General features: G+C 70.0%; 19 protein-coding genes and 2 pseudogenes. 10 read left to right on the forward strand and 11 right to left on the reverse strand.

Going from position 1 to position 17,623, the window contains the following annotated elements:
• Positions 1-175: 175 nt before the first annotated feature.
• Positions 176-727 (forward strand): MarR family winged helix-turn-helix transcriptional regulator, encoded by a 552-nt coding sequence (locus SMIR_RS06560; protein ID WP_212726737.1) that lies wholly within the window; start codon positions 176-178, stop codon positions 725-727.
• A gap of 941 nt (positions 728-1,668) precedes the next feature.
• On the opposite strand, the gene SMIR_RS06565 is transcribed toward SMIR_RS06560, so the two are convergent.
• From SMIR_RS06565 to SMIR_RS06575, 3 genes are all read right to left on the reverse strand, one after another.
• Positions 1,669-2,247 carry a hypothetical protein gene (locus SMIR_RS06565; RefSeq protein WP_168496890.1) on the reverse strand — a complete coding sequence of 193 codons (579 nt, stop codon included), beginning with the start codon at positions 2,245-2,247 and terminating at the stop codon, positions 1,669-1,671.
• Positions 2,244-3,956, reverse strand: a complete 1,713-nt coding sequence (locus SMIR_RS06570) for a PHP domain-containing protein (protein ID WP_168496888.1) — start codon at positions 3,954-3,956, stop codon at positions 2,244-2,246. Before SMIR_RS06570 ends, SMIR_RS06565 begins: the two co-directional genes overlap by 4 nt.
• 134 nt (positions 3,957-4,090) lie before the next feature.
• Entirely contained in the window at positions 4,091-4,528 is a 438-nt protein-coding gene (locus tag SMIR_RS06575; RefSeq protein WP_212726738.1) for an ATP-binding protein, read from the reverse strand.
• A 114-nt stretch (positions 4,529-4,642) separates the two neighbouring features.
• Between SMIR_RS06575 and SMIR_RS06580 the strand changes: the two genes are divergently transcribed.
• Complete coding sequence (locus tag SMIR_RS06580; protein ID WP_212726739.1) at positions 4,643-5,470, forward strand: helix-turn-helix domain-containing protein; 828 nt, start codon at positions 4,643-4,645, stop codon at positions 5,468-5,470.
• Positions 5,467-5,670 (forward strand): DUF397 domain-containing protein, encoded by a 204-nt coding sequence (locus tag SMIR_RS06585; RefSeq protein ID WP_212726740.1) that lies wholly within the window; start codon positions 5,467-5,469, stop codon positions 5,668-5,670. Before SMIR_RS06580 ends, SMIR_RS06585 begins: the two co-directional genes overlap by 4 nt.
• Here the strand turns inward: SMIR_RS06585 and SMIR_RS06590 are convergent.
• The 3 genes from SMIR_RS06590 to SMIR_RS06600 all read right to left on the reverse strand — a co-directional run bounded on the left by SMIR_RS06590 (position 5,592) and on the right by SMIR_RS06600 (position 8,727).
• Complete coding sequence (locus SMIR_RS06590; RefSeq protein ID WP_212726741.1) at positions 5,592-6,929, reverse strand: MFS transporter; 1,338 nt, start codon at positions 6,927-6,929, stop codon at positions 5,592-5,594. The genes SMIR_RS06585 and SMIR_RS06590 overlap by 79 nt on opposite strands.
• Positions 6,926-7,570, reverse strand: coding sequence for an ArsR/SmtB family transcription factor (locus SMIR_RS06595; RefSeq protein WP_168496882.1), 645 nt, complete (start codon positions 7,568-7,570; stop codon positions 6,926-6,928). Before SMIR_RS06595 ends, SMIR_RS06590 begins: the two co-directional genes overlap by 4 nt.
• Positions 7,571-7,632: 62 nt before the next feature.
• A complete protein-coding gene (locus SMIR_RS06600) occupies positions 7,633-8,727 on the reverse strand; it encodes an alanine racemase (RefSeq protein ID WP_212726742.1) in 1,095 nt (364 codons plus the stop codon).
• Positions 8,728-8,865: 138 nt separating this feature from the next.
• Between SMIR_RS06600 and SMIR_RS06605 the strand changes: the two genes are divergently transcribed.
• Positions 8,866-9,459, forward strand: a complete 594-nt coding sequence (locus SMIR_RS06605) for a TetR/AcrR family transcriptional regulator (RefSeq protein ID WP_168496880.1) — start codon at positions 8,866-8,868, stop codon at positions 9,457-9,459.
• The gene (locus SMIR_RS06610) at positions 9,452-10,240 is read left to right on the forward strand and encodes an alpha/beta fold hydrolase (protein ID WP_212726743.1); all 789 of its coding nucleotides are present in this window, start codon (positions 9,452-9,454) and stop codon (positions 10,238-10,240) included. Before SMIR_RS06605 ends, SMIR_RS06610 begins: the two co-directional genes overlap by 8 nt.
• Before the next feature lie 21 nt (positions 10,241-10,261).
• Here SMIR_RS06610 and SMIR_RS06615 read toward each other — a convergent pair whose 3' ends face one another.
• Complete coding sequence (locus SMIR_RS06615) at positions 10,262-10,771, reverse strand: CAP domain-containing protein (protein ID WP_212726744.1); 510 nt, start codon at positions 10,769-10,771, stop codon at positions 10,262-10,264.
• A 479-nt stretch (positions 10,772-11,250) separates the two neighbouring features.
• On the opposite strand from SMIR_RS06615, the pseudogene SMIR_RS06620 reads away from it, so the two are divergent.
• Positions 11,251-11,367 (forward strand): annotated as a pseudogene (locus SMIR_RS06620) (HD domain-containing protein); the annotation flags it as partial.
• Positions 11,355-11,564 carry a helix-turn-helix domain-containing protein gene (locus SMIR_RS06625; RefSeq protein WP_211118842.1) on the forward strand — a complete coding sequence of 70 codons (210 nt, stop codon included), beginning with the start codon at positions 11,355-11,357 and terminating at the stop codon, positions 11,562-11,564. The pseudogene SMIR_RS06620 and the gene SMIR_RS06625, both read left to right, overlap by 13 nt.
• A gap of 80 nt (positions 11,565-11,644) precedes the next feature.
• On the opposite strand, the gene SMIR_RS06630 is transcribed toward SMIR_RS06625, so the two are convergent.
• Both SMIR_RS06630 and SMIR_RS06635 read right to left on the reverse strand, forming a co-directional pair.
• Entirely contained in the window at positions 11,645-12,169 is a 525-nt protein-coding gene (locus SMIR_RS06630) for a CAP domain-containing protein (protein WP_212726745.1), read from the reverse strand.
• A gap of 742 nt (positions 12,170-12,911) precedes the next feature.
• Complete coding sequence (locus tag SMIR_RS06635; RefSeq protein ID WP_248003184.1) at positions 12,912-14,588, reverse strand: trypsin-like serine peptidase; 1,677 nt, start codon at positions 14,586-14,588, stop codon at positions 12,912-12,914.
• Here SMIR_RS06635 and SMIR_RS06640 point away from each other — a divergent pair.
• The 3 genes and pseudogenes from SMIR_RS06640 to SMIR_RS43365 form a co-directional block, all read left to right on the forward strand.
• Positions 14,587-14,769, forward strand: a complete 183-nt coding sequence (locus tag SMIR_RS06640; RefSeq protein ID WP_168496874.1) for a hypothetical protein — start codon at positions 14,587-14,589, stop codon at positions 14,767-14,769. The genes SMIR_RS06635 and SMIR_RS06640 overlap by 2 nt on opposite strands.
• Before the next feature lie 412 nt (positions 14,770-15,181).
• Positions 15,182-15,946 (forward strand): hypothetical protein, encoded by a 765-nt coding sequence (locus tag SMIR_RS06645; protein WP_212726746.1) that lies wholly within the window; start codon positions 15,182-15,184, stop codon positions 15,944-15,946.
• Between the two features lie 149 nt (positions 15,947-16,095).
• Positions 16,096-16,305, forward strand: a pseudogene (locus SMIR_RS43365) (IS5/IS1182 family transposase); the annotation flags it as partial.
• A 9-nt stretch (positions 16,306-16,314) separates the two neighbouring features.
• Here the strand turns inward: SMIR_RS43365 and SMIR_RS06650 are convergent.
• Both SMIR_RS06650 and SMIR_RS06655 read right to left on the reverse strand, forming a co-directional pair.
• Positions 16,315-17,085, reverse strand: coding sequence for an isocitrate lyase/PEP mutase family protein (locus SMIR_RS06650; RefSeq protein ID WP_212726747.1), 771 nt, complete (start codon positions 17,083-17,085; stop codon positions 16,315-16,317).
• A 31-nt stretch (positions 17,086-17,116) separates the two neighbouring features.
• Positions 17,117-17,575 (reverse strand): hypothetical protein, encoded by a 459-nt coding sequence (locus SMIR_RS06655; protein WP_168496868.1) that lies wholly within the window; start codon positions 17,573-17,575, stop codon positions 17,117-17,119.
• Positions 17,576-17,623 lie beyond the last annotated feature (48 nt).

Below are 17,623 nucleotides of genomic sequence, written 5' to 3' on the forward strand. Positions count from 1 at the left end.
CCTGGACGACACGATGCCGGCGTGGAGTCCGGTCGCCCTGAGGCCCATGGTGGACAGCCGAGGCCGTCGGCCTCGGCGTTTCCAGCGGACTGATGACCCGCGCCCTCCTCGCACGGCCGGACCTTCAATACTGAGTGATCAGGAACATCTGCGCCGCCAGGGAGTTGAGACTGCTATGGAGACCGAAGCGAGGGGCCTGCAGAGCGCGGAACCACCGTCGCCGGCCGACGGCGGCGACGGCGGCGACGGCGACGACGACGGCCGAGGTGTAGACCAGGGCATTGATCGTGAACTGCTTGACTGGTGGATGCTGGTGAGGCAGGGCTTCCACGCCACACAGCAGTGTCTCGTGAGCGAGCTGGCCGAGCGCTTCAACGTCGGCCAAGCCGCCGCCGGTGTCCTGCTGCGCTTGCTCACCACCCCCAAGCACCGGATGCCGATGACACGCCTGGCACACGAGGCGCGCATGTCCAGCGGCGGGTTCACCAAGCTTGCCGACCGGCTCTGCGCGGCCGGTCTGGCCCGGCGTCTGATGTGCGAGGACGACCGACGCCTCATCTACCTCGAACTGACCGACCAGGGCGAGGACACGGCCCAGGCCATCTCCGAGGCGGTTACCCAGATCCTGCGCGCCCGGGTACTCACCCCCCTCGGACGCGACGGGTTCGGCGAGCTCGCCGATGCCATGCGTGAACTGCGCGACGCCAACGACGATCTCGGGAAGTGACGACGACACACAGGGGCATCCGAGTCATCACGCCAGCCACATCGGCGGCCGGAAGCCGGTGCCGGCCAAGCAACCTCCTCGAACCCCGACCGAGCGCCGGAGGGTGGATGGTGAGGGACAACCCCTCGACGGATGTGGAAGGGGTCGTGCGGCGGGACTGCGTACGGCGTGGGTGGCCAACGGCCGGGAATGGGCCGATGGCGTCCGCGAGCCCGGCATGGTGGTGCGAGGCGTCGCAGAGGCCGTCGAGGCAATGCGGGCGGCGGCAGCCTGGCCAGGCTCGCCGTCTGGTCTGAGGTGGAGGCGTTCGAGCAGGCACGGCAGGCCCTGTCGCTGATCGCCGACCTGCCCGGCAGTGAGCTGTACCGGTGTTTCATCCCTGGCTGGGGGATCCGAGCACACAGCTCACAGAGATCGCCTCAGCATCGGCGCCCTCGGTTGTCCCAGATCCGGTAGCCGCCCGGCACGCCTCTGGCTACGTACCGACGCTTACTCATGGCTGCTCCCCCGGCCGTGACAGCCGCAAGGCGATGGGCCTGCGCCATGGGAAGCGCAGCCGGCCACACAAGATCGCTACTGCTCCTGGCCCAAAGGTCAGGAGCTATGCGATCGCTATACAGATCCAGTCGAAGACGTACACCGACACCCCAGTCCCCCACGACATCACTGCGGCTCGTTCCCGCAGCGCAGAGAGCCTGTCAGGCCAGTCATACGACGGGAATGAACCGCTCAGGTTCTTCACGCGATCTTTGCCCGCCTGTGGGGCCTGTGGCCCGTCAAGTCCGTCGGCGCTCGACATCAGGTCGGTCACCTTCCCGCGGATCATCGCAGTAAGGCACCGCACCAGATGCCCGCTTTCCAAGCGCGGTGACAGGGGGAGCGACGTCGGCTGGAACCGTCACCACAGTTCCAGCCGACTGCCCTCGCTCACCCGTGTCGGGTCAATGGTCCGCGCAGCACGGTGTCGGATCCGGGACCTCGAACGGGACCAGTGTCCCGCCCGCGGCCGGCATCGCGGCCAGGACCAGTCGACCTTCGCGCCACTCCGGTCGTACGTGATCGCGGGTGACGATCCGCTGGTCCGGGTCGGGACCGTCGGGTGCGCCGAGGACGACGATCCGCTCGACCGCGGAGACGGCCAGCAGCCGGGCGACGGTCACCGTTCCGGTGAGGGCGTCGGCCCCGGCGTACCGGACGGCGCGGCCCCCGGTGCGCGCGAGGTGCTCCGCGGCGGCGTGTGCGGCACCGGCGGCCAGCTCGTCCGGACCGTGCCGTCCGGCGCCGAAGGCGGCGCCGAACCCCCGTTCCGTGAGCGACCGCCAGGCCTCGCGGGCCACCCGCTCCGAGGGGGTGGCGAAGGACAGCGCGGTATGCGGCCGTCCCTCCCGCACATGGTGCGTGCAGCCCACCACCCCTTCGTCCAGGCCGAGTTCGGCAACGAGGTCGAAGAGGAGGTGGTCGGCCGCCCGCAGGGTTCCGGACAGACCGGTGTCCACCCCGACGACGTACCGTTCGGTCACGACGGCAGGACCCACACCGGGTTGGAGTAGAACCACAGGTCCTTCCACGGGTCCGCGTCGCCGACGACGTCCACGGCCGGTCCCGCCGGGTCGACCGCCGCGCCCATCAGACCGGTGGCGGAACGGTTGCCGTCGGTGCCGCGCAGCCGGACGTACACCGGGCGGTCGACCGCGCCGAGGGAGTACGAGAGACGCACCACGCCCGTGGACTTGTTCACCTCGTACGACTGGACGACCTTCGCGGTCGGCGCGGTGAAGGTGTCCTTGTCGGCGACGGCGCCCGTGACATCGCCCTGGATGACGTCCACGCGGGCCAACTTCGGTACGAAGCCGGCCCAGTTGGGTCCGTCGGCGAGCGCGATGTCGACCGTCAGCGTGACCTTCTGCCCCTTCTTGACGTGCAGCGCGCCGCCGAGGGTCGCCCAGCGGCTGCCGCCCGCCACCCGCGCGTCGAGGCCGCTGATGAGCTGCCCGTGGTCGACCCACACGCGCCCGGCGCGGATGCCGTCCATGACGGCGGCGTACGAGAAGCCGTCGGCGCCGACGTGGGTACGGCTGTACTGGCCGGGCCAGTAGTCGCCCTGGGTGACGTCGATCTTGCCGCCGTAGACCGGGTCGGTGTGCTTGCCGTTGGCGGTGAAGTCACTGTCCGGGCCGCCGCGGACGGCGGTGTCCGTGTACACCTGGTGGGAGTCGGAGTTGGCGGTGATCCACCAGGGCTTGCCCTCGGCGAGGAGGCTGTCCCACAGTCCGCCGACCGTGGCGGTCATCCAGTCGAAGCCGCCCCAGGTGCGGTAGCTCTCCAGCGGGTAGCCGGCGAAGGAGTCGGCGCTCGGGTTGTTGTCGTAGATGCCCCGGGCCCGCCCCATGCCCAGCGGCGTCGCGATGCCCGCCGCCTGATGGCCCGGTGCGCCCTCGAAACCGACGGCGATCTGACGGCCCGAGCCGGTCGCGTCGCGCCAGCCGCGGATCTCGTGCGGCGAGTCGACACCGCGCCGCGCCGGGTGGTTGGCGAGCATCAGCGCGTCCTTGACCTTGCGCCGCTGCACCTGCTCCGCGAGGAAGTTGAGGCCCGCGACGGCGAGCGCCTCGTTGGCGGGTGACGACCCGCTGGAGCCCGTCACCGCACCGTCATAGGACGTCTCGAACGCCTTCAGAACGCTGACCTCGTTGTTGCCGGGGTGCACGAAGACGGTGCCGTGCTCGGCGCCCGGGATGTTCCACTCCAGGCCCTGGAAGACAAGTGTGTCCTCGTACTTCTCCCGGGCCTCCTTGATGTCCGGGTTGACCTTGTCGACACCGATCTTGGCGTGCGTCTCGCTGCCGTGGTCGGTGATGACCATCCAGTCCAGACCGTGCCGGGCGCCCTGCCGGACCTGGTCGCCGACGCGGTACTTGCCGTCGCTGCTGTACTGGGTGTGGATGTGGTGGTCACCGGACAGCCAGAGGAAGCCGTTCCGCCTCCGACCGCTCGTGGCGCTGGAGGCGTACGCCGGTGCCGCCGCCCCCTGCGCGAGGACGCCACCGGCGGCGAGTCCCGCGCCGAGCAGCCCCGCGCGGCGCAGCAGCGAGCGGCGCGACTGTTGCTCGGGGGTCAGGGCCTCGTCGGGCACGGAGGGGTCGAACGCGGCGGGAAGCGACTCACTCTCGTGGTCGTGACCGTGGCTGTGGTCGTGCTGGTGACCGTGGTGGTGATGCCCGTGCCCCATGCCTGCCTCCTGAGTCGTGCGCCGCGAGTGCGAGAGCGCGCCACGAGGAGATTCGGTGCGGAACGTGAACGCCGGACGGCGGGCGCGTGATCGGCGGGCGATGGGGGTAAGTCGACTCACCACTTCCACCTCAACTACCCACCCAGGCTCACCCGTAGCTCCGCCCACACGACCTTGTGGGCCGTCCCGATCCGGGGCTCCACACCCCACCGCTCGGCCAGCGCCGCGACGAGCACCAGTCCGCGCCCGCCTTCGCCGTCCGGCTCCCGCAGCACCGGCAGCCGCTCGGTCCGCCCGTCGGCCACCTCCACGCGGACGACGCCGTCGCGCAGCACCAGCCGTACCCGGAAGCTGCGCCCGCGCACGCTCCCGTGCCGTACGGCGTTCGCGGCCAGCTCGGCCACGACCAGGCTCACGTCTTCGCTGGCCTCACTGTCGTACGCGAACCCCCACACGTCCATCCGGTTCGCGACCAGCCGTCGCGCGAGCCGGGCGCCTCGCGGCGTGCAGCTGAAGAGTTGCGTGAACGTACGTACGGTGACTGGTTCTTGGGCCCGGGTGTCTCCTTGCATGGCTCAACGGTCCCGGGTATCACGGGCGTCGACCAGCGACGCCACTCGTACGCCGGGTTCTGTAGGGGTTCACTGTGTGGACAGTACGAGTCACCGTCCGTGACCATAACCGGCATGACCAACAGCACCACGAACGAGCCCGAACCGTCGGACGGTCTGAAGACGTTCGGCCTGGTCCACAAGGCCTGCCGCAAGCGGGCGGGGCTGACGCAGGAGGAGTTCGCTCCCCTGGTGGGGTACCAGCCGTCCACGGTGGCGTCGATCGAACAGGGGAGGCGGTTGCCGCCACGGGCGTATGTGGAGCGGGCGGAGGAGGTGTTGGATGCGTTCGGTGTACTGAGGGCGGCGGCGAAGTACGCGACTCGGCAGCCGGGGTTGGCGTCCTGGTTCCGCGAGTGGGCGGAACTGGAGGAGCAGGCGATCAGTCTCTATACGTTCGAGAACCGGCTGGTGCCGGGGCTGCTCCAGACGGAAGGGTACGCACGCACTCTCTTCAACGAACGAGTACCCGTCCTGACGGACACTCAGATCGAGGCTCAGATCGCCGCTCGCGCGGACCGCCAGCGACTGCTCGCGGAGCGGCCCAACACGGCGTTCGGCTTCATCGTCGAGGAGTACGTCGTCCAGCGGGGAACCGGCGGTTCCGAAGCAACGCGCGAACTGATCGAGCACGTCTTGGCAGTCACAGAACTGCGCAACGTGGAGGTGCAGTTAATGCCGCTGACGCGCCACGTCCACGCCGGTCTCAACGGCCCTATGCAACTGCTGGAGACTCCGGAGAACGAGTGGCTCGGCTACTGCGAGGGACAGGAAAGCGGCCAGCTCATCGCCAATCAGAAAACGATCAGTGTGCTCCACATGCGCTATGCGAAACTGCGTTCACAGGCTCTCGCCCCGGACGATTCCCGGAGCCTGCTGGAGCGGATGCGAGGAGCGCTATGAGCATCACGGAACTGACCTGGTTCAAGAGCAGCTACAGCGGCGACAGCTCTGGCGACTGCGTCGAAGTCGCCACCTGCCCCACCACCATCCACATCCGCGACTCCAAGCACACCCCCGGCCCTCAACTCGCTCTCTCCCCCACCACCTGGACCGAGTTCGTGGAGTTCGCCGCAGGCGAGGGCGTGGACCGGTCCCGCTGAATCCACAGCGCGGCGCCCGCCGCCAGCGCCGTGCCCCCAAGTAGCCACGGCAGCGGACCCGACGGAAGCACCCCGACGACCAGACCACTGAGCGCCGCCACGAGTTGCAGGGCCAGGGACTGGACGGACAACGCGGTGGCGCGCCCGGCGCTGGGGACACGGCGGTGCAGGAGCTCGTTCTCGCTGGGCGCCCCCGCGCCGATGCCGAGGTAGACGAGCGCGTAACCCCCGGCGGCGAGGACCGTGGCGAACGGTGCCGTGGACACCGCCGTGGCGCCGAGCAGAAGCAGCCCGCTCGCCCCGGCGCCGAGGCTCACCATGACCGCGCGCTCGCCACTGCCCGAGAGCCGGGCCGTGAGCGGAGCGAGGTGGCTGCCGACGCCGGAACTGACGAAACCGAGGCAGGCGATGACGGCGTAGAGGACGGCGCCGGACTCCGAGGCGCCGGTGAGGGCGGCAGCGCGGCCGGGGGTGAGGAGTTCGAGCGCGGCCAGGGCGCAGCCCACGGCCCCGGCGCTGAGGAACACGCGCCGGACGAGGACGTCCCGTGCGCCCAGCCGCAGTCCGCCCACGACGGTGGCCGGGATGCCCTGAAGGACGCCGCGGAGGGTGGCCTTCGCGCGGGGCAGCTCGCGCAGGGCGGCCAGGACGTACAGCACGAAGACGACCTCCACCGCCGCGCCGAGGAGCAGCGGGACGGAGAGGGGCAGCACGAGTCCGGAGGTCGCCTCGGAGAGACGCGCCCCGAGGTCGGGGCCGAGTCCGAGGAGCCAGGGCAGGGCGCCGCCGATGAGCGTGCCCGTGGCGAGCGCGGCGGAGGTCGCGAAGCCGCCGCGGGCGAGTCCCGTACGGAGTTCGGCGTCGGGACCGGCGTGGGCGTGGACCGTGTCGACGTACCAGGCCTCGGCGGGGCCGCTGGACAGGGCGCGGGCCGTGCCCATCAGGACCATGCCGAGAGTGAGGACCCAGGCGGTGGTGCCCAGGGCCTGGAGGGTCAGGGCGGTCAGGTTCAGCAGGCCTGCGGCGGCGAGGACGGCGCGGCGGCCGAGTACGTCGGAGAGTCCTCCGGTGGGCAGTTCCAGCGCGGCGGCGGTGAGGGAGTGGGCGGCGAAGAAGCCCGCGATCGCGGCCATGGTCATGCCCCGCTCGGTGAAGAGCAGGATGAGGGGAGCGGTGGACATCCCTGCGGGCAGCCAGAAGAGAACGCAGGCCATGACGTAGCGGCGGCGGGCGGTACATAAGTCCAGCGACCCGGTCATGAACCCGCCCCGTCCTCTGTTCCCGACCCCTCTGCGACCGGCTCCGCCGTTCCCGGCTCGCGCGGCGCCACCGGCAGCCCCGCGGCGACGAACACGACCCGCTCGGCCCGCGGATCCTCCGCGTCGCGCGCGGCCAGTTCCTCCAGCTTCCGGTCGATCGCCTCCGAGAGTTCGGCGAGCGACTCGGGGGTCAGACGGGGCATCAGGTCGGTGATCCCGGCCACCTCCGGCCACTCCGGGCCCAACCGCCCCTCGGCGACGTCCTCCTCGTACCGTACGAGCGAAGCCTCCAGGTGCTCGATCTGACGCCTGCGCGAGAGGCTCAGGAAGTCGCGGCTGGCCGGCGAGGCCTCCATGGCCTTGTTGCTCCAGGAGGTCACGGAGTGCACCGCCTGCCAGCGGCGCTCCCGCCCGTCCCGGTGCGCGGCCTCGGCGACGAACGCGTACTTCGCCAGAACCCGCAGGTGGTAGCTGGTGGAGGCGGACGACTCCCCGGTCCTGACCGCGAGTTCACTCGCGGTGGCCGGGCCGTCCTGCCGCAACATCCCGAGCAGCCGGATACGCAGAGGGTGCGTGAGGGCCTTCAGGGCCCCGGCGTCCCGCTCGGGATCGAGTACGCGTTTGTGCTCGTCGCTGACCATGACGGGAGCCTAGAGCGCCCCGCCCACTTTCCAAAAGTATTTTTGCAGAATTTCTTTGGGAATCAGATGTTGGCGCCGCGTGCCGCCACCCGCCACCGATCCACTTCCACCCCCTGGCGGGCGATCACCAGCTCGTCCGCGAGGTTCACCGGCTGGCAGACGTGGTTGGGGACGACGGCGAGTACCGCGCCGAGGCGGGGGGCGGGGACGCCCTCCGGGAGGTGGACCACGGCATGGTGCTCCCAGAGGGCGGTGATCGTGGCCTCGGGGTACCGCGGGAGGTAGCCGTGGCCGGTCACCCACGCGGAGCGGTCCGCGCCGAGGACCTTGCTGCCCGCGTCGAGGACGAAGCGGTCCGGGGCAGGGACGCTGATGACCGTAGATGCGGCCGCAAGGGCCAGGTCGTCGACACCGCAGCAGCCCATGGCCAGTTGCTGGGCGTCGTTGAAGACGTAGACGCCGGGACGGAGTTCATCCACCGGGCCGGGGCGCCAGCGGCCCGCCGTCGGGGTCGAGCCGCCGCTCAACACCCTTGGTTCCAGGCCCAGTTCACGCAGGGCCTCCGCCGCCTCGGCCAGGGCCCGTTCCTCGTCGCGGGCCGCCCGCTCCCGGGCGTCGGGGTCATGGCCGTATCCGTGCCCGGGGAAGGTGAACGCGCCGAGCACGCTCAGCCCGGCGTCCGACGCGGCGCGAGCCACCCGCCCCGCGTCCGCGGCCGGCACCCCGGTCCGCGCCGTCCCGCAGTCCACCTCGACCAGCACCTCCACCGCGCGGTCGCTCCCGCGCACCGCGTCCCCCAGCCGCCGCGCCGCCTCCACGGAGTCGACGCCGACCCGCAGCGCGACCACGTCGGCCAGTCCGCGCAGGCGCCGCGCCCTGCTCTCGTCCGGCCAGAGCGGATACGCGATGAACAGGTCGTCCACGCCCGCCGCCGCGAACGCCTCCGCCTCGCTCAGGGTCGCCACCGAAAGCCCGCGCGCGCCCGCCCGGAGTTGCCGCCCCGCGATCTCCGCGCACTTGTGGCTCTTGGCGTGCGGCCGAAGAGCGAAGCTGCCGGTCCTGGCGGCCTCGGCCATGCGGGCGATGTTCCGGTCCAGTACGTCGGCGTCCACCACCAGCGCAGGAGTGACGAGCCCTCCGGGCAGTTGCTCAAACATCACTACGTCCTCCCCAGTCCGCTACAGCCTCTCACTCCCCACACGCCTGTGTATATTAGGCCTCCGCCTAGGGCTCCTAGGTAATCAGCAAGACAAGCCGGATAGACCAGACAAGCCAGTGCTCCAGAGGTGGTCCCCATGGTCCGTGCCGGGCTCACGGCCGACCGTGTCGTCGAGGCCGCGGCCGATCTCGCCGACGAGGTCGGGTTCGAGAACGTCACCCTGTCCGCGTTGGCGCGCCGGTTCGGGGTGAAGGACGCGAGCCTGTACTCGCACGTCAAGAACCTGCAGGATCTGCGGACGCGGGTCGCCCTGCTGGCCGCGGGCGAGATGATCGACGGGATCGCCACGGCGGTCGCGGGGCGGGCCGGCAAGGACGCCCTAGTCGCCTTCGCGGGTGCCTACCGGACGTACGCGCTCGCACACCCCGGCCGCTACGCGGCCACGCACACGCCGATCGACCCCGCCGTCGGCGCCGCGTCCGACGCGTTCCGGCGTACCGCCGAGATCACCTACGGCATGCTCCACGCGTACGGCCTGGCCGAGCCCGACCTCACCGACGCCGTACGGCTGTTGCGCAGCACCTTCCACGGCTTCTGCGCCTTGGAGGCGATCGGCGGCTTTCACGCGGCCAGGGACGTGCAGACCTCGTGGGAGCGGGCCCTCGACGGCCTGCACACGGCCCTGGAGCACTGGCCACGGAGCGAGCGGAAGGAAGAGGATCATGCGTGAGGGGCACTACGACGTGAGCGGCAGCGGGCCGCTGTTGCTGATCATTCCCGGCGGGGCCGGTCACCCCATGGGGCTGGAGGGCGCCGTCGCGCGTCTCTCCGAGCGGTTCACCGTGGTGACGTACGACCCGCTCGGCCTGTCCCGCGCCCCGCTCGACGGGCCGGTCGGGGACCAGCGGGTCGAGGTGTGGAGCGACCGCGCCCACCAGCTTCTCGACTCCCTCCTTCCGGACGGCGAGTCCGCCTACGTCTTCGGGAGCAGTTCCGGCGGGATCGTCGCCCTCGACCTGCTGGCCCGTTACCCGGAACGGCTGCGGCGCGTGGTCGCGCACGAGCCGCCGAGCATCGGCGTGCTGCCGGACGCGGTCCGGCAGCACGCGATGATCACGGAGGTGTACGAGATCCACCGTACGGAGGGGGTGGAGGCGGCGACGGCCCGGCTCGGCGCCGGTCTGGAGGGCCGGAGTTGGGAGCCCGGTCCACGCCCCTCATCCGCTGTCGCCAACGGGGGTGAGAGCACGCAGAACACGCCGATGGACATCTTCCTCGGCCACGTCCTGCGCCCCTTCACCTCCCACGCCCTGGACCTGGACGCCCTGAAGGGTCTGTCCTCCCGGCTCACGCTCGGTGCCGGAAGCGACTCCCGAGGCCAACTCCCCTTCCGCACCGCCGCCTTGCTCGCCGAGCTCAGCGGCGGTGACTTCGTCGAGTTCCCCGGCGGCCACCTCGGCGTCCTCCAGCACCCGGTCGCCTTCGCGAACCGGCTCACCGAGGCGCTGTGAGTCGCCCGGCGGAGGGAGGGATCAACCAGGCGCCGCGAAGAGCTGTACTGAGTACTTTCCGCTGACGGCAACGCCGGTGTCCGTGAACGAGCAGTTGACGATGTTGTCCTTGTGTCCCTTTGTGCTGCTCATCCAGCCGTCGACGACCTGCTTGGCGCTGGAGTCTCCCCAGGACATGTTCTCCGCTGACGGCCCCGCGTTGTAGCCGGCGTCCTTGATGCGCTGTTGGGGCGAGGAGCCGTCGGAGCCTGTGTGCGTTGTGATGTTGTTCTTGTCGGCGTCGTCCGCGAAGACCTTGGCGGCGTGGGTCAGCTGCGCGTTCTCGTGGAGGGCGGGGCAGTCGGCCTTGGCGCGTTCGGCGTTGACCAGTTGCAGGATCTCGCCGGGCGAGGTCTGCAGGGCGCGCGGCACGGCGGCGGGGACGGTGACCGTCGCCGCGGCGCCTGCGGCGGCCGCTCCGGTGAGCACCAGCAGAGGGGCCGCACACGCGGCAACGCAGACACGACGTATTCGATTGCTCTTGGTTCGCACGGGATTCCCTTTCGTCAGGGGCGGTCGGCAGCTCCCCGACATCGCGTGCGACGCAACGCGAGGAACGTGACGGCACCCTCCCCGCCCTTGGCCGTCACCAGCCCGCGGCCTCTTTCGCCGCTCGGGTGAGGGGCATGACAACGCCTCCTCGTACAACATCCACACTAAGCCCCACCACGCGGGCCCACGACTCGGGCGGCCCCCGGCGACACTGCGGGACCAACTCGCCGTCTCCGCCCAGGCGTTGAGAAGCCGCGCAATCACGTATGTGTGACGGATGCCGGGACGGCGACAGCGGTGGCGACTCCCAAGCGAAGGCCTCCCCGTCGACCGCCCTGTGCGTGCCGGTTCACCGTGGTACGTCGATCGGGGAACGGGCGCGGACGACAACCGGCGCCGCCGGCACTGGCATCAGAGGCGCGTGTCGGTATCTGCGGATTGGACGTCGTGATCGCCATGGCGAGGCGGAGACCGCGGTGCCAACCCAGGAGACGACGTTCGGCAACGCGAAGGCCGACGTTCTGGAGCACTTCGCCCCGGACTTACAGCGCGGTGACTTCGTCCGTACGATCCTCGAGTCACCGTGGAAGGAGTAGTCACCGGCCCGGTCGAGGTCTTCATGACCGCCAATCGCTACGGTGCGGACTACGACGTCCGAGTCGTCTCGCCCACCGGTGCCGGCGTCGTCACCCCCGAGCGGGTGACCTCCGTGCGCGCGGGGGCGTTCGTTCTCGCCGCGACCGGTGTCATGGACGGTCGGCGCGCCGCCACGCCCTGGGCCTGGACGCCCTGAAGGGTCTGTCCTCCCGGCTCGTGCCCCCTTCCGGCTGACCGAGGCGCTCGCGCCCGTGGCGGCGACCGAATAGGCCCCTGCTACATGGGAATCCCGAAGAGCTGAACCGCGTAATCGCCGGACGTGCCGACGCCGGTCTCCGTGAAGCTGCAGTTCAGCATGGTGCGCTTGTGCGCGGCGCTGCCGAGCCAGCCGTCGACATGGGCCTTCGACGAGTTGTAGCCGGGTCCGGAGACGTTCTCGCCCCAGCTTCGCCAGTTGTAGCCGACGCGCTCGAGCCGGGTCTCCTCGTTGGATCCGTCGGACCCCGTGTGACCGGTCAGATGGTGCGCGGCCATGTCGTTCGCATGGGTCTGGGCGGCCTGGGTGAGTTTCGCGTTCTCCTTCAGGGCCGGGCAACCCGCCTTGCCGCGCTCATCGTTGACCAGGGACAGGATCTCGCTCGCGGAACTCTGTTCCGAGACGCCGGGACGAGCGAGTGGCGCGGCGCCTGTCGGCGTCGTCGCCGCCACGGCACCGGCTCCGGCCGCTCCGGTGAGCACCAGCAGAGGGGCCGCACACGCGGCAACGCAGACACGACGTATTCGATTGCTCTTGGTTCGCACGGGATTCCCTTTCGTCAGGGGCGGTCGGCAGCTCCCCGACATCGCGTGCGACGCAACGCGAGGAACGTGACGGCACCCTCCCCGCCCTTGGCCGTCACCAGCCCGCGGCCTCTTTCGCCACTCGGGTGAGGGGCATGACAACGCCTCCTCGTACAACATCCACACTAAGCCCCGCCACGCGGGCCCACGAGTCGGGCCGACGTGCCGGAGGCGACGGTCTCCGCGCAGGTCAAGAAGGTGCAGCAGGCTTAAGAACTCGGTGCCTTTCGTGGTCCAGACGTCACGCTGTTGAGGTGGATCCTGATCTCTGTCCCGACTTCGTCGCTGCGGGCAGCTTGGCCGCTGCTCTGGAGCGACTGGCAGCCGAGCCGGCATGGATCGACATCAGACCTCGGGGACGTCGTCGTGGCGGCAGTGGCACGGGGAGAGGGCAGGAGCTTGAGCGAACTGCACGAGCTCTTCCCCTTGAGGCGCCAGCACCAAGCCCCGGGCCGGTGGGCCCGGGGCTTCGCCGTGCTTCTGTCACCGGCGGGTTCCACGACCGGTCAGCGGCGGTGTCACGGTCAGACGCGTCGTTGCCGGGCGTGTCTTTCGCCTCGGCCATGAGGACTGTGACGACGTTCTCAAGGACGTCGCCGTGCCGTCCGGATCTGTCGGCTCGTGCTCAGAGCTCTGCGCGATCCAGCGAAGCCTTGGTCGGCGCGGAGGTCATCCCGCGGCCGACCGCGTGGTGTGGGTGGGCTCAGGAGGTCGGGGCGACGAGCATGCGTTCGGTTCCCAGCTGGTTGGCGAGGGTATCGGTGTACATGGTGGTCTCGCCGTCGGACCAGCGGATGACGAGGTCGTCGGTACGGCCGTTGCCGGTGAAGTCGCCGGTCGTCAGGGCCGCGTCGCGCTTCCAGAGCCCGTTGGGGTCCAGGATGCGATGCTCGCCGCCGAGGCCCGAGGTCGTCGTACCGACGTAGTTGTCGAGCTCGCCGTCGGTCCAGCGCACCATGAGGTCCCATTTCTGGTTGCCGGAGAACTCACCGGCCGTCAGGAGTGTGGCGTCCCGCCAGGTGTCGTTCTTCGGCTTCAGCTGGTGCTCCTGGCCGAAGGTGCCGGCGCTGACGTTCGTGTAGAGGGTCAGCTCACCGTCGACCCAGTGCACGACGAGGTCGGTGACGTACTTCGAGGCGGCGAAGCGGCCCGCGGCGATCTGAGTCGCGTTCTTCCAGAGGTCGTTGGGTTCGATCATCTGGGTGCCGGCCCAGTTCAGTCCTTTGGAGCCGACGTCGCCGTACAGTGTCACCTCGCCGTCGACCCAGCGGACCAGCAGGTCGAACTGGTTGGACCCGGTGAAGTCGCCCGCCGTGATGGTCTTGGCGTTCTTCCACGTGGAGTTCTTGGGCAGCAGCTGTCGCTCGGGATCGTAGCCGCCGTGTCCGTTGCCGGGGTAGAGCGTGACCTCGCCGTCGGACCAGACCACGATCATGTCGCTGTGGCCGGTCTGGCGGAAGTCGCCCGAGGCCATCAGGTTGGCGTTCTGCCAGGTGGTCGCCGCGCCGGGCAGCCAGGGGTCTCCGGACGGCTGGTACGGCGGCTTGTTGTCATCCACTTTCCGATGCGCGGCGGCGTCGGCGAACAGGTCCTGGGCGTCCTTGCCGTAGATCGGTGAGTAGGTCACCCAGTCGTCGTTGGCGTCGTTGCCACCGCCGTGGTATCCGCCGGTGTTGCCGATGACCTTGCCGGTGCCGTTGGTGCTGTTGTAGTCCTCGATCCACGGGCCGCCGGAAACGCCACCGTAGAAGCCGGTGCAGGTCATGCGCATCTGTCGGAAGCCTGGCAGCTGGGAGGTGCTGACGGGGCAGCGGACCGGTACGTGGTCGGGGTTGACACCGACGTCGTCGGGATAGCCGATGACGGTGACCTTGTGGTTGTAGCTGCTGGTCGGGGTGAAGGTCAAAGCCCCCGTGACGTCCTCCACCTTGCCCCGCGTGTTGGGGTCTACCTGCGCGAAGGCCAGGTCCAAGTCGGAGGTCGGTTTCTTGGTGTTCGCCTCGTAGCGCGGGTCTATGTACAGGCGGGACACCGGGTAGACGCCGGACGGCTGCTCGACGGCGGACCTGCCTATGCGGTACTGCGGAACGAAGATGCGGTGGGTGGCCCTCTCCAGGCCACGGCCGCAGTGTCCGGCGGTCAGGACGATGTCCTTGGCGGCCGTGTGTACGACGCTGCCGGTGCAGTACGTCTTCGGGCCGCCGAGCGGCTTGCCGTCGAAGAAGAACGTGCCCACCATCGGGTGGCCGAGGAAGTGCTCCGGGGTGGGGGTGCCCGATGGCGGCGGCTGGTGCGCGACGGCGGCGCCAGCCGTGATGCCGTGCTTCGATACGGCCGAAGCGGGGGCCGGCGGGGAGTCGATCGGGACCGCGTTGTCCATGCGGTCCGCCGTCCAGTACTTCTCTTCCTCGCTCAGACTCGGCCCCTCCGAGGGGGAGGGAGAGGAGGTTGGCTCGGCGGACTGCGTCGAGGACGCCGAGGGCGTGGCGGAGTCGGTCGGCTCACCGGCCCCCGCGACCGTCGACGGCGCCGAGGGTGCCGGCGAGTTCGGCGGGACCTGATGCCCGGTGCTGGGAGCCGCCGGCGATGCGGAGGCCGTCGGTGGGGCGGAGGGCGCTGATGCCGGATGGCCCGTCGCGGCCGATGCTGTCCCGGCGCCGAGAACGCCGACGCCCAGTCCTAGCGCCAGGGCTGGAATCCATCTGTGTCTGGAACGCAACAAGGTGCCTTTCCGTCTAGTAGGGGGCCGTACGGTGAGCGCGCCCCAAACTTCCCTTTGTCGTACATATGTTCGATGACACTGCACTATCGAGTAACAACTGACAAGTCGTCAAATAAGAGATGGGCGAGGCGATGGACCGACTCCGCAAGACCGCGTGGGCGGCACTCCCTCTCCTGCTGCCCTTTCTGGCAGCCGGGTCGGCCTCGGCCTCCCCGCTCGAGTCTTCCCTCCCGTTCGGAAGCGTCCGGTCGGTGCATCCCGGCGACACACTGACGGTCAATGCCAAGACCGGCGAGGCCAGTTACGCCGAGACCATCACTTCATCCGCGTTCATCAGGGCAGGGAAGCTGCGGATGATGGATCCGCTGCTGACCACCACCGTGACCGTCGCCTGCGATACCCGGCCCGGCACCTACCCGGTCCTGCTGCACGGCGCCGGAGACGTGGGCCCGCAGGAGCATCCGTTCCGTTGGGCACGCGTACGCGTCGAAGCCACCGACGAGGCGGCACGCCGCGTCTGCCGGAACAAGGTCCAGAAACTGCCCCCGCCCAGCCTGGAGGAACGCTGGGCTCCCGACAGCACGTGGCCCCAGTCGGAATGGGACGTGCGGACCTTCCGGGCCGGCAGCCGGATCACGATCACTGACAACTATGACGAGGGATCGGACGGTGACATCACCCTCACCTCCCGCGCATTCACCGACCGCTCCGTCCTGCGCGGAGCCAGAGCCGTCCTGACCGCCACCACCACCCTCAGATGCGACTCCGCACCCGGCCTCTATGTCGTTTACCGGCATGACGCCGACCAGGCCGGCCCCGACAAACCATGGGCCCGTCTGCGTATCGCCTCCGCCGCACCCGGAAAAGCCTGCGCTGCTCAGCAAGCCGCAAAGCACTCAGCCGGGACATCCCGCACCAGCACGGTGGCCTGGGCCGCGGGCGGCGTACTCCTCGCCGCCGCAGCCGGCGCCGCACTACTTCTGCGGGCCAAATCCCGCCGCACACACCCCGCCTGAGCGCGCCTCGCCTGGAGCGCCCAGATGCGATCGAGTATCAGGGCGCACGGCGACGCAGTCGCCAACGCTGCTGCTGATCACCGCGGTGGGCTGTGGTGGGTGGTCCGACGCGAGGACGCACGGAGGGTTCGCCGGCGCTGGTGTGGTGACGCAGCCGCGGTATCCGACACCGCATCGCCCACAAAGGCATCGAGTCCTCCGAGCGGCTGGGACGCCACTGCTGGACCATCGAGCGCACCAAGGCCTGGCTCGCCGGATGCCGCCGCCTCCACCGCCGCTACGTACGCAAGGCCATTTGCTTCCTGGCCTTCACCAGCATCGCCTGCACCCTCATCTGCTACCGCAGACTCGCCAAATGAGTTGATCTCTCAGGAGGTCCGGTCCTGCGTGCTGAACGCCTGCACCTCGTCGTACGTCGGCGCGGCGCCCCGCGGCGGGCGGCCGGACCGGATGTCCGCCATCGCGTCCAGCGCCGCGCCCAGGGCCCGCCGGTAGAGGTACGAGCCCAGGCTGATCCTGCGCACGCCGAGGTCGGCGAGGTGGGAGACGGGCGGGCCCGCGGGTGAGTAGAGGATGTTCAGCGGTACGTCGAGGGTCTTGAGCAGGGCGGTGACGCGGGCCGGGTCGGTCAGGCCGGGGACGAACACGCCGTCGGCACCCGCCTGTTGGTAGGCGTCGAGACGACGGACGGTCTCCCGCTCGTCCGCGCCGTCGCCGAGCCAGTGGGTGTCGGTACGGGCGTTGACGAAGAGGTCCGGTACGGCCGCCTTGACCGCGGCGATCTTCGCCGCGTGCAGGTCGGCGGGGCCGAGGCCGTCCTCCAGATTGATGCCCACCGCCCCGGCGGCGGCCAGTTCGCGCGCCAACTCGGCCACTTCGGCCGGGTCTTGGCTGTATCCGTCCTCGGCATCGACGGACAGCAGGTACGGGGCGCCCCCGAGCTGCCGCGCGAGCCGCACGGTCAGGTCCCGGGTCGCCGCGACCCCGTCCGGCAGTCCGGCCGCCGCGGCGACACCGAGGCTCGTCGTACCGATCGCCGCGAAGCCCTGAGCGGCGAGCAGCGCGGCCGAGGCGTGGTCCCAGGCGTTGGGCAGGAGGAGGGGCGCGTCGGCGTGGTGGAGCGCGGCGAAGGGAGTCATGTCGGCCTTCCGGTGCGGGAGCGGCGGGCGATCACGTCAGCTTGCCGACAGCATCGGCGTAGTACGTCGATCCCTTGAGATGTTCGGCCAGTTGACGGAAGCTCCACCCCTTTCCCGGGGAGTCGTCGAGCTGGTCCTCGGTCAGCGTGTCGAGCCGGTTCGCCCAGATACGGGCGAGGCGGGTGAGGCGACTGCGCGCCTCGTCCAGGTCCTCGAGGGTGAAGGGCGCGAGGTCCGCCTCCGTCGTACTCGCCGACGCATGCCAGCGGTCGGGCAGTGGCTCCTCGCCCACGAGCCGGGCCTCCAGCTCGGCCAAGTGGTCGAGGAGATGGTCGGCGACACGGCGGATCGCCTTGTGCGGGGTGTAGACACGGTCGTCGACATGGGTGGGCCTGCCGTCCCAGGCGGTCCAGGTCGCCGCCAGTTCGAGGACGTGGTCCACCATGGCGACGACGCCTTCGGCCGGTTTCCGGGGTGAGGAGTTGTCCATACCGCGAACGCTAGACGCGCGATCCTTCGGCGCCCGCCGAACCGTATC

It is taken from the genome of Streptomyces mirabilis (assembly GCF_018310535.1).
In the GTDB taxonomy this organism is placed as follows: Bacteria; Actinomycetota; Actinomycetes; order Streptomycetales; family Streptomycetaceae; genus Streptomyces.

Bases quoted from the DNA above. Each gene is read 5' to 3' on its own strand.
- SMIR_RS06640 (WP_168496874.1), top strand. From the start codon at position 14,587: ATGCGGTCCGCCGTCCAGTACTTCTCTTCCTCGCTCAGACTCGGCCCC.
- SMIR_RS06575 (WP_212726738.1), bottom strand. From the start codon at position 4,528: ATGCAAGGAGACACCCGGGCCCAAGAACCAGTCACCGTACGTACGTTC.
- SMIR_RS06605 (WP_168496880.1), top strand. From the start codon at position 8,866: ATGGTCCGTGCCGGGCTCACGGCCGACCGTGTCGTCGAGGCCGCGGCC.
- SMIR_RS06595 (WP_168496882.1), bottom strand. From the start codon at position 7,570: ATGGTCAGCGACGAGCACAAACGCGTACTCGATCCCGAGCGGGACGCC.
- SMIR_RS06570 (WP_168496888.1), bottom strand. From the start codon at position 3,956: ATGGGGCACGGGCATCACCACCACGGTCACCAGCACGACCACAGCCAC.
- SMIR_RS06655 (WP_168496868.1), bottom strand. From the start codon at position 17,575: ATGGACAACTCCTCACCCCGGAAACCGGCCGAAGGCGTCGTCGCCATG.
- SMIR_RS06560 (WP_212726737.1), top strand. From the start codon at position 176: ATGGAGACCGAAGCGAGGGGCCTGCAGAGCGCGGAACCACCGTCGCCG.
- SMIR_RS06635 (WP_248003184.1), bottom strand. From the start codon at position 14,588: ATGGACAACGCGGTCCCGATCGACTCCCCGCCGGCCCCCGCTTCGGCC.
- SMIR_RS06585 (WP_212726740.1), top strand. From the start codon at position 5,467: ATGAGCATCACGGAACTGACCTGGTTCAAGAGCAGCTACAGCGGCGAC.
- SMIR_RS06580 (WP_212726739.1), top strand. From the start codon at position 4,643: ATGACCAACAGCACCACGAACGAGCCCGAACCGTCGGACGGTCTGAAG.
- SMIR_RS06600 (WP_212726742.1), bottom strand. From the start codon at position 8,727: ATGTTTGAGCAACTGCCCGGAGGGCTCGTCACTCCTGCGCTGGTGGTG.
- SMIR_RS06590 (WP_212726741.1), bottom strand. From the start codon at position 6,929: ATGACCGGGTCGCTGGACTTATGTACCGCCCGCCGCCGCTACGTCATG.
- SMIR_RS06610 (WP_212726743.1), top strand. From the start codon at position 9,452: ATGCGTGAGGGGCACTACGACGTGAGCGGCAGCGGGCCGCTGTTGCTG.
- SMIR_RS06650 (WP_212726747.1), bottom strand. From the start codon at position 17,085: ATGACTCCCTTCGCCGCGCTCCACCACGCCGACGCGCCCCTCCTCCTG.